The 14289-nt window shown below is 43.6% G+C and carries 9 protein-coding genes, 5 tRNA genes and 1 pseudogene; all 15 read right to left on the bottom strand.

Translation table 11 applies throughout. The features are described 5' to 3' along the window. Window positions 1–166: 166 nt before the first annotated feature. The 15 genes and pseudogenes from C6H66_RS16745 to frsA all read right to left on the bottom strand — a co-directional run bounded on the left by C6H66_RS16745 (window position 167) and on the right by frsA (window position 14277). A tRNA-Arg gene (locus tag C6H66_RS16745) sits at window positions 167–243 on the bottom strand. Window positions 244–332: 89 nt separating this feature from the next. Then, window positions 333–409: transfer RNA gene (locus tag C6H66_RS16740), tRNA-Arg, on the bottom strand. An 88-nt stretch (window positions 410–497) separates the two neighbouring features. Beyond that, window positions 498–574 (bottom strand) — tRNA-Arg (locus tag C6H66_RS16735). An 88-nt stretch (window positions 575–662) separates the two neighbouring features. Further along, window positions 663–739: transfer RNA gene (locus tag C6H66_RS16730), tRNA-Arg, on the bottom strand. A 10-nt stretch (window positions 740–749) separates the two neighbouring features. Next, window positions 750–842: transfer RNA gene (locus C6H66_RS16725), tRNA-Ser, on the bottom strand. A gap of 387 nt (window positions 843–1229) precedes the next feature. Beyond that, window positions 1230–1415: a carbon storage regulator CsrA gene (gene csrA / locus C6H66_RS16720; protein ID WP_002209449.1), complete on the bottom strand. Its 186-nt coding sequence runs from the start codon at window positions 1413–1415 to the stop codon at window positions 1230–1232. 246 nt (window positions 1416–1661) lie between these two features. Next, a complete protein-coding gene (gene alaS / locus C6H66_RS16715) occupies window positions 1662–4292 on the bottom strand; it encodes an alanine--tRNA ligase (protein WP_105396156.1) in 2631 nt (876 codons plus the stop codon). Window positions 4293–4738: 446 nt separating this feature from the next. After that, entirely contained in the window at window positions 4739–5806 is a 1068-nt protein-coding gene (gene recA, locus C6H66_RS16710; RefSeq protein ID WP_046394746.1) for a recombinase RecA, read from the bottom strand. Between the two features lie 176 nt (window positions 5807–5982). Next, window positions 5983–6540: a nicotinamide-nucleotide amidase gene (pncC, locus tag C6H66_RS16705; protein ID WP_105396155.1), complete on the bottom strand. Its 558-nt coding sequence runs from the start codon at window positions 6538–6540 to the stop codon at window positions 5983–5985. Between the two features lie 25 nt (window positions 6541–6565). Beyond that, entirely contained in the window at window positions 6566–7762 is a 1197-nt protein-coding gene (lplT, locus tag C6H66_RS16700; protein ID WP_105396154.1) for a lysophospholipid transporter LplT, read from the bottom strand. A gap of 26 nt (window positions 7763–7788) precedes the next feature. Then, window positions 7789–9666 (bottom strand): annotated as a pseudogene (aas, locus tag C6H66_RS16695) (bifunctional acyl-ACP--phospholipid O-acyltransferase/long-chain-fatty-acid--ACP ligase); the annotation flags it as partial. A gap of 100 nt (window positions 9667–9766) precedes the next feature. Next, the gene (gene aroL, locus C6H66_RS16690) at window positions 9767–10291 is read right to left on the bottom strand and encodes a shikimate kinase AroL (protein WP_105396152.1); all 525 of its coding nucleotides are present in this window, start codon (window positions 10289–10291) and stop codon (window positions 9767–9769) included. A gap of 175 nt (window positions 10292–10466) precedes the next feature. Continuing rightward, window positions 10467–11720 (bottom strand): glutamate-5-semialdehyde dehydrogenase, encoded by a 1254-nt coding sequence (proA, locus tag C6H66_RS16685; RefSeq protein ID WP_105396151.1) that lies wholly within the window; start codon window positions 11718–11720, stop codon window positions 10467–10469. A 9-nt stretch (window positions 11721–11729) separates the two neighbouring features. Next, window positions 11730–12833: a glutamate 5-kinase gene (gene proB, locus C6H66_RS16680; RefSeq protein WP_105396167.1), complete on the bottom strand. Its 1104-nt coding sequence runs from the start codon at window positions 12831–12833 to the stop codon at window positions 11730–11732. A 196-nt stretch (window positions 12834–13029) separates the two neighbouring features. After that, on the bottom strand, window positions 13030–14277 hold the full coding sequence (frsA, locus tag C6H66_RS16675; protein WP_105396150.1) for an esterase FrsA: 1248 nt from the start codon (window positions 14275–14277) through the stop codon (window positions 13030–13032). Window positions 14278–14289 lie beyond the last annotated feature (12 nt).

Genomic DNA, 14289 nt, shown 5'->3' with positions numbered 1-14289 from the left:
TTTTAGAAGAATTTTTATAAGGGTTTACTTTATCTTAAACAAGTCAAATTGTCGCTGATTAGATATAGCAGCAAAAACATTTCAGCGTCATACAGAGAGCGTGTTGGTTATGGCAACACAGACAGCCAGAAAGGAAAAAGCCCTGCTGTTGAAGCAGGGCTTGATATGGCGCATCCAGAAGGATTCGAACCTCCGACCGCTCGGTTCGTAGCCGAGTACTCTATCCAGCTGAGCTATGGATGCATGTTCAGTTTTTCACTCTTAGTAAAAGACAGTAGTTGCTTCGATTACCTGAGTGGCGCCTCGGACGACTTCATCTCAAGGCTAAATTATGGCGCATCCAGAAGGATTCGAACCTCCGACCGCTCGGTTCGTAGCCGAGTACTCTATCCAGCTGAGCTATGGATGCGTGTTCAGTTTTTCATTCTTGATAAAAGGTAGTAGTTGCTTCTATTACCTGAATGGCGCCTCAGATAATTTCATCTCAAGGCTAAATATGGCGCATCCAGAAGGATTCGAACCTCCGACCGCTCGGTTCGTAGCCGAGTACTCTATCCAGCTGAGCTATGGATGCGTGTTCAGTTTTTCACTCTTGGTAAAAGGCAGTAGTTGCTTCTATTACCTGAATGGCGCCCCAGATGATTTCATCTCGAGGCTAAATATGGCGCATCCAGAAGGATTCGAACCTCCGACCGCTCGGTTCGTAGCCGAGTACTCTATCCAGCTGAGCTATGGATGCGTGGTTTAAATGGCGGTGAGAGAGGGATTCGAACCCTCGATGCAGCTCTTAACCGCATACTCCCTTAGCAGGGGAGCGCCTTCAGCCTCTCGGCCATCTCACCGTACGCTTTCTTTCGAATCGCGACCCAGAACTTTTATTTAAGCTCCTCGTCACTGCGTGGCGCACATATTACTTTCCCAGACTTATAAGTCAAACAATTTTTCTAAACCTGTGTTTATTTGAACACTTCACACACAAGATGTTTAGTTTGCCGTCAAAAAGTGTGCTTTATCAGCAGTAAATTATCACAACCTCAATTGAAGTACATACAAATCGTTATTCGCCACAATAGCATGATAGGAACACGCTGTTCTTACGATAGAAAAACAAAAAAGATGGGAAAATAGACAAGAGTTTAAGAAATTAGCAAGACCTAAAAATACCAACAGAGGTGAGATCCCTCAAAAATGGCGCCCGGTTCTGACAGAGATAGGACGCCAACTTAGAGTCAGTAAGTTGTTGGCTGAGACTTTTCGGCCTGAATCCGCTGATAAATTTCTTCACGGTGAACAGAAACTTCTTTAGGGGCATTTACACCAATACGAACTTGGTTACCTTTAACCCCCAGTACTGTAACTGTTACCTCATCGCCTATCATGAGCGTTTCACCAACTCGACGAGTCAGAATAAGCATTCTTTGCTCCTTGAAAATTTAAAAGAGTCGGGTCTTTCGGTTTCCCCGCTATTATCCATCAAACACCGTGAAAACGTAAAACAATGGTATATGCTTAAAGTATAAGCAATTTTAAGCGCATTTCCTACCTATATAGTTTAGCCAAAATAAATAAATATGCGCTTAACCTTTTAACAATTTCACAACAAGATTTCAAGGCACCACAAAAACAACGCTATGATGCCCCGTAAACTCAGGTAATACCGCTTATAGCCGCGATGCTACCCACTCTTCCACGCTATCCAAAGCAGAAGGCAATGCTTCAACATCAGAACCACCTGCCTGGGCCATATCAGGACGACCACCGCCTTTACCACCGATTTGCTGAGCTACAGAAGAAATCAACTCACCTGCTCTTATTTTAGCAGTCAGATCCTTTGTGACACCAACAATTAAGCTGACTTTATCATCACTTGTAGTGGAAAGCACAATAATCGCTGAACCTAGTTGATTTTTTAGATCATCAACCATCGTTCTCAACATCTTAGGTTCTGTATTACTTAACTGACTAACCAGCAACTTCACACCCTTCACTTCTTTCGCTTTGCTTGCTAAAGAAGAGCTCTCTTGTGCAGCCTGCTGATCTTTAAGCTGTTGAAGCTCTTTTTCCAACGCTTTGGTTCTATCCAGCGTCACCCGTACTTTTTCACTCAGGCTATGGATATCACTTTTCACTAATTGAGCAATATCTTGAAGTAAATCAACCTGTTGATGTACAGATTCTACCGCTTTTTTACCTGTAATCGCTTCGATCCTACGGATACCCGCAGCCGTTCCAGATTCAGCAATAATACGGAACAAGCCAATATCACCGGTGCGATTTGCATGAGTCCCTCCACATAATTCAGTGGAAAAATCCCCCATTGACAGTACGCGAACTTGTTCTTCATATTTTTCACCAAACAGTGCCATCGCACCTTTGGCTTTTGCTGTTTCCAGATCCATCAATTCAGTAACAACAGGTGAATTTTGACGAACTTCGGCATTAACCAAATCCTCAACCTGACGGATCTGTTCTGGTTTCATCGCTTCAAAGTGAGAAAAATCAAAGCGAAGGTATTTATCGTTAACCAGAGAGCCTTTCTGTGATACGTGCTCACCCAAAACTTGACGTAACGCAGCATGTAACAGATGGGTTGCTGAGTGATTCAAACGAATTGCATCACGACGTTCAATATCAATAACCGCATTGATGTTACGGTTTACACTTAAGGTACCTTTTTCAAGCTTACCAATATGACCAATAGCCTGACCATATTTTTGTGTATCAATAACACAAAAAGCACAATCGGCATTACTCAGAATGCCTGAGTCACCAACTTGTCCACCAGATTCAGCATAAAAAGCGGTCTTATCCAATATAACAATCGCTTCTTCACCCGCTTGAATTTGATCGACTGATTCACCATCACGGAAGATAGCAGTTACTGTTGCCTGCTGTTCGTTATGATCGTAACCAGAGAAATCACTGCGTTCATCAACTTTGATCAATTCATTATAATCGGTGCCGAAACCACTTGATTCACGAGCACGACGACGCTGATTTTCCATTGCCACGGCAAATCCCGCTTCATCAACGCTAATATTACGCTCACGGCAAACATCAGCGGTTAAATCCACAGGGAAACCATAGGTATCATACAGGCGGAAAGCCGTTTCGCCATCCAGAATATCACCGGACAGTTTTGCCAGTTCATCATCTAGCAACTGAAGGCCACGTTCCAGAGTACGAGCAAACTGCTCTTCTTCTGTTTTCAAGATCTGCTCAACAATGGTTTGCTGGCGTTTAAGCTCTTCTCCCGCAGCACCCATCACGTCTATCAATGGCGCAACCAGTTTGTAGAAGAAGGTATCTTTAGCCCCTAACATGTTACCGTGACGGATAGCTCGGCGGATAATACGACGCAGAACATAACCACGGTTTTCATTAGAAGGAACAACACCATCACAAATCAAAAATGCACATGAACGAATGTGATCAGCAATAACCCGCAGAGATTTATTACTCAGATCATCTGTAGCACCAGTGACATTAGCAACAGCAGTAATCAAATCACGGAACAGATCGATCTCATAGTTAGAATTGACGTGCTGCAATACAGCGGCGACGCGCTCCAACCCCATCCCTGTATCTACTGATGGTTTTGGCAACGGCTCCATCGTACCATCGGCATGACGGTTGAACTGCATAAAGACGATATTCCAGATTTCAATATATCTGTCACCGTCTTCTTCCGGGCTTCCTGGCGGCCCACCCCAGATATGTTCACCATGATCATAAAAAATTTCAGTGCAAGGGCCGCAAGGACCGGTATCACCCATTTGCCAGAAGTTATCCGATGCATAAGGCGCACCTTTGTTATCGCCAATGCGGATAATTCTTTCCGCTGGTATGCCGACTTCGTTCTGCCAAATATCATAGGCTTCATCATCTGTCTGATAGACAGTTACCCATAATTTTTCTTTAGGCAAATTGAACCAATCTTTGCCCGTCAGAAGTTCCCAAGCATAGCTAATAGCATCATGTTTGAAATAGTCACCAAAACTGAAATTACCAAGCATCTCAAAGAAAGTATGATGGCGTGCGGTGTAACCTACATTTTCTAAATCGTTATGTTTACCACCGGCACGAACACAGCGTTGAGCTGTTGTTGCTCGAGAATAAGATCTTTTGTCCTGTCCAAGAAATAGATCCTTAAACTGGTTCATCCCTGCGTTGGTAAATAGCAGTGTTGGGTCATTATTTGGCACCAAAGAACTACTTGGTACGATTTGATGCCCTTTAGTATGAAAAAAGTCGAGAAACGCTTGACGGATCTCAGCGGTGCTTTTGCTCATAATTGTCCCGAAATCAAGCTGGAAAAAACAGATTTATGAATTGGTTAGGTGGGATATTCCATCACCTACTTTCAACTCACGAATAAACAAAGTGGGGATAAGATAAAAGTTCTTCTATTAGAAGTATACCCGTCATCTTTCAAGTTGCCTCTTTGTTGGCTGCACTCGCTCACCCCGGTCACATAGTTACCTATGCTCCCGGGGATTCACTCCCTTGCCGTCGCGACGCATCTTGAAATCCATAAGGTATAAAATCCCAGACACATCCATTCGCTGGCAGCATTGTAAATCGTCTGGGTATTTTCTGAAAGCATGATCGCATAATATGGATAATACTTGCTTTCTGAGAGGAGAAACCGCGTCATTATTAACGCGGTATAAGTTTGATGACAAAACTTTTACAGTTTTAATCCGAGAATTACAGACTACCGATATAATGAGTCAGATTAGAATTCTTCGTTATTCATCTCTTCATTTTCATCGCCTTCGTAATCAGAAGCGGCACTACTGAATTCGCCGGCATTATGCAACAGCATTTCACGTAATTTTTTATCCAGTTCAGCAGAAATTTCAGGATGCTCTTTCAGGTAGATGGTAGCATTCGCTTTGCCCTGACCAATTTTATCGCCATTATAGCTGTACCATGCGCCCGCTTTTTCCACCAATTTATGCTTCACGCCTAAATCGATTAATTCACCATAAGTGTTAATGCCTTCGCCATACATAATCTGGAATTCTGCTTGCTTAAATGGCGCTGCCACTTTGTTTTTTACTACCTTCACACGGGTCTCGCTACCAACAACCTCTTCGCCATTTTTCACAGAACCAATGCGGCGAATATCCAGACGAACAGAAGCATAGAATTTCAGTGCGTTACCACCGGTTGTGGTTTCAGGGTTACCGAACATGACGCCAATTTTCATACGGATCTGGTTGATAAAGATCAACAACGTATTGGAGCTTTTCAAATTACCGGCCAGTTTACGCATTGCCTGACTCATCATTCGAGCTGCCAGCCCCATATGAGAATCACCAATTTCCCCTTCTATTTCGGCTTTTGGCGTTAAGGCAGCTACGGAGTCTACGATAATGACATCAACAGCGCCGGAACGTGTCAACGCATCGCAGATCTCAAGAGCCTGTTCTCCGGTATCGGGTTGAGAGCACAACAGATTATCAATATCAACGCCCAACTTCTTAGCATAGATAGGATCAAGGGCGTGTTCAGCATCAATAAACGCACAGGTTTTACCTTCACGTTGTGCCGCGGCGATAACCTGTAATGTCAGCGTTGTCTTACCAGAAGATTCCGGGCCATAAATTTCAACAATACGCCCCATCGGCAGGCCACCAGCACCTAATGCAATATCCAGTGACAATGAACCCGTGGAGATAGTTTCAACGTCCATTGAACGGTCTTCGCCCAAACGCATGATGGAACCTTTACCAAACTGTTTTTCAATTTGGCCTAGTGCCGCCGCTAGTGCTTTTTGTTTATTTTCATCAATAGCCATTTTTACTCCCTCGTAAGCAATGAAAGGGCTCTCTCACTGCCGATGAATAATTTTTAATACTGAAATGTTGCCTACAATTATACTGTATAATCATACAGCATCAAGTTAATTTTTTATACCCGTCATCTTTCAAGTCGCCTCTTTGTTGGCGGCACTCACTCACCCCGGTCACATAGTTACCTATGCTCCCGGGGATTCGCACCCTTGCCGTCGCGATCCATCTTGAAATCCATAGGGTATATAATCTCTGATAACAATGTTTTCAGAGAATAAATGACAGCTTGAAGGCGTACTTCATTTCGATCACCGTTAAAACAACAATTGCGGGACACAACTTCTACCCCATTTACCGTCAGATATGCAAACCCAAACCACACGGTACCAACAGGTTTTTCTTCGCTACCGCCATCAGGCCCGGCAATGCCACTGACTGAAACCGCCAGATCTGCCCGCGCAGCTTTCAGCGCTCCTGCGGCCATTTCTCTCACCACCTGTTCACTAACAGCCCCATATTGCTGTAAAACAGCTTCTGACACGCCCAGCATTTGATGCTTAGCTTTATTACTGTATGTCACAAAGCTTCGGTCAAAATAAGCAGAACTACCGGCAATATCTGAAATTGTTTTCGCCAACCAGCCACCGGTGCAAGATTCAGCGCAGGTCACCCACAGTTTTTGCTGTCTCAACTTCTCTCCCAGTTCAATACTAAGCTGAGTCAGAATTTTTTCACTCATAACACACTCTTTATCCGGTAAAAGATCAATTTCTTTGAAACCGGTTCCAAATCCACAAACTCATGATTGTCAACGCCAACAGAGTACCAAAACCTATCCCTGTTGTAACAACCGGGACGCCTATTTTAATAACCAATGAGTACAAGCCAAGCATCAATAACATGGCGATATTCTCACCCAAGTTCTGTACTGCGATGGCATAACCGGCCCCAACCGTTTGTCTGCCGCTTTCCTGCAATAATGCATTCAGTGGAACAATAAACAAACCGCCAAAAATACCGAGTATGATTAATAAGACGTAGGAAGCCCAAATATTTTGCTGAACAGCAAAAATGACCACCATCACGCCGATTAAAACACCAGCAGGCATACAACGATGGACCGTTTTAAGGGTAATAAAACGGGCAGCAACACCTGCGCCAATAATAATGCCGACAGCAACCATCACATTAAGTATTGTCGGCGTGCTATTGTCAGAAATTCCCAGCACAACAGGTACCCATAAGACCAATAGGAATCTCACTGTTATACCCGCCCCCCAGAACAAACTGGTGCCAATTAAAGAAAACCTAGCGCCTTTGTTATGCCAAAGAATACAACAAGATGAAGCAAAGTCTGTCAGCATCTTTTTCAGATTCCAGCCCTTATCCTGACGTACAGCCGATAATCGAGGGAGAAAGAAATTAGCGATAACAGCGATACCATACATCAGCGCACAAACAAGCAGTGCGATAGCCAGGTTCCAATCAGACAACAAACCGCCAGCAACAGAACCCGTAAGAATGGCAATGATCGTTGAAGCCTCCATCAAACCATTAGCCTTTACCAAACGATCACCATCGGTCAGTTCAACCAAGATTCCGTATTTAGCCGGTGAATATGATGCAGCACCTACTCCCACCAAGGCATAACCCAGAAATGGATCATATCCCAAGCAAATAGTAAATGCGCCCAACAACTTGACGCTATTAGCAAACAACATCACACGATCTTTCGGGAAACGATCGGCTGTTTGCCCCACAAAAGGCGCCAATAGGATATATGCCAAAACAAACACTATCTGTAATATCGGCTGGCTCCAGTCAGGATAAAACTGGGCTTTCAACTGTGCCAGAATCGCAAATAACAGCGCATTATCGGCAAAAGCTGAAAAAAATTGTGACACCAATACGGCTTTCATGCCACGGGTTAATAACGGTTGAACAACGACGGATGGATTCACGATGATTATTCCTGTTCAGCTTCACTTTCCAATGACACGATTTTTTCCTGTTTAGCAAAATGTTTCCCCTGACCGAGAATAGTACAGAATCCCTGTTCATCAATTGAAACAATGTCTCCGGTATCGAACCAATCAAACTGAATATTTCCATGCTCATCTTTTGCCGCTGGTGGTTCTAAATGATTTGGATCTTCAATTCTCAGATACCCTTTCATCATATTCGGGCCACGCAGTTGCAAACGCCCCCCCGCCTTAATTCCTGCTACCGGAATCAAACGGGATTCCATTGCCGGCAAAATCCGCCCAACAGTACCGACCTTAGCCATCATCGGCACATTCAATGCAATGACAGGCGCACATTCTGTCATGCCATATCCTTCTAAAATGCGAATACCGAATTTGTCTTGCCAAATCTGTTTCGTATTTTCAGTGAGCTTCTCAACACCGGCTATAACACAACGAAGACGCGCAAAATCATATGAATGAGCGAAATAGGCATAATTCTCCAGGAAAGTGGATGTACCCAATAATACGGTACAGTTACGCTCATATACCAGTTCTGGCACTATCCGGTAATGCAATGGGTTTGGGTAGAGGAATATTCGGCTACCAGACAACAACGGAGTGAATAAGCCAACCGTCAATCCAAATGCATGAAATAGCGGTAAAGAAGACATAAAACGGTCAAGTGGATTAAAATCAGTAATGGTTTTTATCTGTTCCACATTGGCTAACAAACTAGCGTGGCTGTGAACCACACCTTTTGATACAACTTCTGAACCGGACGTAAATAGCACCAAAGCATCATCATCTGGTTTTTGCGCCACCATCGCTCGCTTCGGAAAAAAGAGGTGCCACAAGATCCATAATTTATCCTGAAAAGTCACTGTACCTGCCAAATCCTCAAGATAAACCCAATTAACCTCGGTAACCTGCTCAGATAAATGAGTTAATCGCTCCTTTTCCAGAAATTGTCGGGAAGTCACAATAGTTTTAATACTGGCAATCTCTACCGCATTCTTCAATCCATGACTGTCGGTTGTATAGTTTAATAAAGCCGGTATTCTTCCTCTCAAAGATGCCCCGAATATCGCAGCGACCATAATAGTGGCATTGGGTAAAAGAAAACCAACCCGTTCCCCCTGACAGGTAAAACGCTGCAAAATACGGCTGGCGCCCAGTACTTTTTTAAGCAGACTGTTATAACTGTCTTCTTTAAAAGAAACATCTTCAATACAGGGCTTAAAACGACCAAATTGTTTTCGTGCAACCAGTAAAGATTCAAATATTGTTTCTTGCGGTCGGGTCGCCATTCGTGCACTCATCATTATTTCATGCAAACGCTCACCGGCTAAACGACGTCGTTGCTCCGAACCAGACGCATTCGGCATCGGCAATTGTGTCGCAGGCAGGATTTTCATTGTCACCTTCGGAAAAAGGTGAAGTTTGAAAATACCTTTTAATCGGCTGAATAGGGTTCTTTCTAATCCTTCAAAACGAACAGGAACCACAGCGGCTTCGGATATCGCCGCAATAAAAGCCGCCCCATCATAGATTTTCATCAAAGAACCGGTAACAGTAATTCTCCCCTCTGGAAAAACAACTATTGGCCGCCCCTTTTCTATTTCCTTAACCAACACCCTGACAGCCATTGGATTTATTGGGTCCAAAGGGACTATTTCAACATAGCGACTTACCAGTTTCATAAAACCACGATTTGCAATATTGGAATAGACAGCAAATACTGGCTTAACCGGCAAGAAAAGCGTCAGCAAAACACCATCAAGAAAAGAGACATGATTAGGCGTGATAAGGCATTTAGGGTGGTTAAATTGTTTAATATCTCCTTCTACTGTTAAACGAAACATTAAACGAAAAACAAGCCTTAGAAATTTAAACAACATATTCGTATCTCAACCCATTTGAAAAAATAAATAGAAGATACTATTTATTATTCGACACTGTAATAGTCTTATTTCTCTATAAAAAAATACTAAAATAGTGTCAGGAGACTATTCCAGAGAGCATAATTTCTTTCACATAAGTTGCAATTTTTTCCGGTGAAAGTTGCGCATTAATAATATGGTTCGCACATTCACAGTAGAGATTTTCTCTGGCGGCAAGCACTTCTTCCATTTCTTCAACAATAGATTTTCCCGTCAAACTAGGGCGTTGGGTACTTTCTGGTTGCTGCATTAATCGTTCAGCCAAAATGCTCGCTGAAGCTTGAAGATAAATCACCGTGCCATTTTGTCGCATATATTGGCGATTTGCAGTGGAAAGAATGATCCCTCCACCGGTAGAAATAACACGATTGCTTTGACTAACTTGTTGTAAAGCTTGGCTTTCTAATTGCCGAAATTGTTGCCACCCTTGCTGGTTAACAATATCCGCAATGGTCATGTTGCTGGTTTGTTGGATATAGTGATCAGTGTCAATAAATGTGTACGATAATTCATTGGCTAATAATTTTCCAACCGTCGTTTTTCCTGCCCCACGTGCACCTACAATAAACAATATTTGGTTCACTGCCTGATATCCTTGGTAAATTTCATCGTTAAAAATATATTAACGCCTATAGTAACCAGAACTTTACACTAACGTAAAATCAAAAGTTAATATATACGGTAAAAGCTACCCCAAAGCATGATCTTATCGAAACTTCAATATAACCAGATACGCTTCTGGGGTAACAGTAAACACATTATTTACGGATTAAATCATCCCCATAACCAATCCATTTATACGTAGTCAGCGCATCTAATCCCATTGGGCCGCGGGAATGCAGTTTCTGCGTACTAACGGCAACTTCCGCTCCCAAACCAAACTGGCCGCCATCAGTAAAGCGAGTGCTAGCATTCACATAAACCGCGGCAGAATCAACCTGACGAACAAAATAGTCAGCATTGTGCAAAGATTGAGTCAAAATAGCATCAGAATGGGACGTACCATAGGTACGAATATGATCAATTGCCTGCTCCATATCACTGACAATTTCCACATTCATATCCAGAGATAACCACTCATCACGGTAATCTGCTTCCGTAACATCCACGACCTTAGCCGGTCCATCCTTCAAAAAAGCCATTGCTGATTTACTCGCATGCAGAGTCACTCCCTGCGCTTTCATGTTCTTGCTCAATGCAGGCAGAAAATCAGCCGCAATCTTATGATGTACCAGCAAGGTTTCCAAAGCATTACAGGCACTCGGACGTTGCACTTTAGCGTTAGTGATTACAGTTAATGCCTTATCAAAATCAGCACTTTCATCGACAAAAGTATGACAAACACCAATTCCACCCGTAATAACTGGAATAGTCGATTGCTCGCGGCACAGCTTATGCAACCCTGCGCCACCACGTGGAATCAACATATCCACATAGCGATCCATTTTCAGTAGCTGAATGACTAACTCACGGTCCGGTTTATCTATCGCCTGCACGGCTGCGGTAGGTAATCCACTCTGTTCAAGTGCCTGCTGAATGACTTTCACTGTCGCTTGATTGGTGTTGTGAGTCTCTTTACCACCACGCAAAATAACCGCATTACCGGTTTTCAAACACAGAGATGCAACATCGATGGTGACATTAGGACGTGCTTCATAAATCACCCCAACCACGCCTAACGGTACACGGCGACGCTCCAACCTCAAGCCACTGTCAAGCAAACTGCCATCAATGACTTCCCCTACCGGGTCAGATAAACCGCACACCTGACGAACATCGTGAGCTATCGCCGTCAAACGCTCCGGCGTCAATAACAGACGATCCAACAATGCTTCGCTCATGCCCTGTTCGCGGGCCTGAATTATATCAAGCTGATTAGCTGCAAGAATGATTGCGCTTTCCTGCTCTAGCAAATCTGCAATACGGATTAATGCCTGATTTTTCTGTTTTGTACTTAGCTGTGCCAGTTGCCATGCAGCTTCCCTGGCAGCCTTTCCTATTTGTTCTAACATTATGAATCCTTAACTCACAATCATGTCGTCACGATGAACCGCAACAGCGCCATATTCATAACCGAGGATCTGGCTTATCTGCTGTGAATGGCGGCCTGCAATTAAACGTAGAGCATCACTGTTATAACGGCAAACACCATGCGCCAAATCCTTACCAGACAGGCTACGAATGCAGATAACTTCTCCACGGGAGAAATCACCTTTAATATTTTTAATCCCTTTCGGTAATAAAGAGCTGCCTTTTTCGCAGATTGCTGTTTCAGCACCATGATCTACAATAATTTCACCCGCCGGAGGTGCGCCAAAAATCCAACGCTTGCGATTTTCCATCGGGCTTTCCAACCCATGAAAGCGAGTACCTACTGAATTACCTTCAATGACATCAGAGATGACATCAGGTTTATTACCAGCGGCAATAATGACATCAATACCCGCGCGACCTGCAATCCCCGCCGCCTGAAGTTTAGTTGCCATTCCTCCCGTCCCTAAACCCGAAATGCTATCACCGGCAACCATACGTAATTCATCGCTGATGTCATAAACTTCCGGGATAAGTTTTGCGTCTGGATTGCTACGCGGATCAGCGGTATATAGCCCTTCAATATCCGTCAGCAATAGCAACTTATCCGCTCCCCCCAGAATTGCCGCCAGCGCAGATAAATTATCATTATCACCCACTTTAATTTCCGCCGTCGCAACCGCATCATTCTCATTAATTACGGGCACAATGCGATTATCGAGCAAAGCCTGTAAGGTATCTCTGGCATTTAAAAAACGTTCGCGATCTTCTAAATCTGCTCGGGTCAGTAACATTTGCCCAACATGAATACCATAAATAGAAAAAAGCTGCTCCCATAACTGAATCAACCGGCTCTGCCCGACCGCCGCCAGCAATTGCTTGGACGCAATCGTTGCCGGGAGATCCGGATAGCCCAAATGTTCCCTCCCTGCCGCAATAGCACCGGAAGTCACAATAATAATGCGATGACCTTTTTCATGCTGTTGAGCACATTGCCTTACCAGTTCTACAATATGAGCTCGATTCAGGCGACGAGAGCCGCCTGTCAGTACGCTCGTCCCCAGTTTCACAACCAATGTTTGGCTGCTATTCATCATATTTTTGCCATTAGATTTAAATTAAAAAAACAGTGCTCAGTTTTAACAGGAGAGAAGCATTATGCCAACAGGCATAATGCTAAATCGAAAAAATAGGAGCTTAGAACAAATCTATGCAGTAGACTTCATCCGAAAACACATGAAATCTTTATAAAATAAAGCAGTTAACAATCAACAAGTAATGGGAATTTCACTAACAGATTTTATTTTTCAACCATTGACTAATCTCCCGTAACGCCTTATTGAAACTGTTATAAACAGGCGTTGTCGGAATAGCCAGTAATTTACTATCCATTGATGACATTGCTATCAACTTAGACTCTTCTTTCGGGCTGAAAATATCATTCTGCCAGTAACCCGCTAGCATAGGAACGGAACAACGCCGACCTAGCAAACCTTGTTTTTTAAGAGAGTAACAACCGAGTTCGAGGCGAAATGCATTTTCATCCACATTATAGATACCCAATCTGCTAGCAAACATATCAAGGTGCATCGAAGGTGAATTTTGTTGACGTTCAACGCTATTGAACCACTCATGAACAATAGCGCCAAGAGTCGCAACGCCCTTGATACGTTTAGATTCCAGATAGGCCAATCGGACGGCAATATTGGCGCCAAAGCGAAAACCAAAGAGGCCAATTCTGGTGTGGTCAATCCAGGGAATTTCATCCAATTGATGGATTATTTGTTGATGGAGAATACAGGTATCCTGTGTCAGCTTAAGACGTGAAGAGTAACCAATCGAGGGCATATCCACAGTTAACATCGCAAACCCAAGCGGCGCCAGATAATCACGGAATAGCCGATAATAATCACTTTGCAAATTATCCAAACTGCCGCAAACCAAAATAGTTGGAGAAGGTCTTTGCAGTTGCTGAGGCAGATGAAGGAAACCGGTCACACAACCACCTTCCTTGAGTTTGAACTCGATTTTCCTCAACTGATAGTCAGAACAACGAGCCGCATTTTCATAGGCTTTATTGGCTAAAATAACGGCCTGCTGAGACAACTCATCACCCTTAAGATGGGGATAACCGGCGATGCTATACAAATTAGCCGCTTTCAACCAGAAATTGCCGGCTTCCGGGATCTGCTCTGCCTGCAACGCTTTCTGTTGCCACAACATCGCCTGATGTGACCACTCAAAAATCCAGTTACCTTTACGATAACCAATCACAGTATCCAGTAAATTATCATCACTGCGCTGCGCGTTTGTCATGGCAATCCGGCACAACACTTCTTCTATTTCAAACGGATCAATTCCTCGCCAAATCCACATCAGCCGGTTAATCATACGATACCAGCTACCATGACTATTACCATCCAATGTACTGTAATTACCCGCAATTAACCGAGGATGGCGATGCTTTACCAGCGTGGAAGTTTCCTGATGTTTTTGTCTTGGCTTAAAAAGTGATTCTGAAAGGTTCTGGTTTGCCATAACAAATGCTGA

The organism is Photorhabdus hindustanensis (genome assembly GCF_002968995.1).
GTDB lineage: Bacteria > Pseudomonadota > Gammaproteobacteria > Enterobacterales > Enterobacteriaceae > Photorhabdus > Photorhabdus akhurstii.
Note: the sequence above shows the minus strand (reverse complement) of the source record. Positions and strands in the feature narration are given on the sequence as shown.

Excerpts from the sequence above, each read along its gene's own strand:
- pncC (WP_105396155.1), bottom strand. The coding sequence starts at position 6,540 with ATGAGTGAAAAAATTCTGACTCAGCTTAGTATTGAACTGGGAGAGAAG.
- csrA (WP_002209449.1), bottom strand. The coding sequence starts at position 1,415 with ATGCTTATTCTGACTCGTCGAGTTGGTGAAACGCTCATGATAGGCGAT.
- recA (WP_046394746.1), bottom strand. The coding sequence starts at position 5,806 with ATGGCTATTGATGAAAATAAACAAAAAGCACTAGCGGCGGCACTAGGC.
- proA (WP_105396151.1), bottom strand. The coding sequence starts at position 11,720 with ATGTTAGAACAAATAGGAAAGGCTGCCAGGGAAGCTGCATGGCAACTG.
- alaS (WP_105396156.1), bottom strand. The coding sequence starts at position 4,292 with ATGAGCAAAAGCACCGCTGAGATCCGTCAAGCGTTTCTCGACTTTTTT.
- frsA (WP_105396150.1), bottom strand. The coding sequence starts at position 14,277 with ATGGCAAACCAGAACCTTTCAGAATCACTTTTTAAGCCAAGACAAAAA.
- proB (WP_105396167.1), bottom strand. The coding sequence starts at position 12,833 with ATGAATAGCAGCCAAACATTGGTTGTGAAACTGGGGACGAGCGTACTG.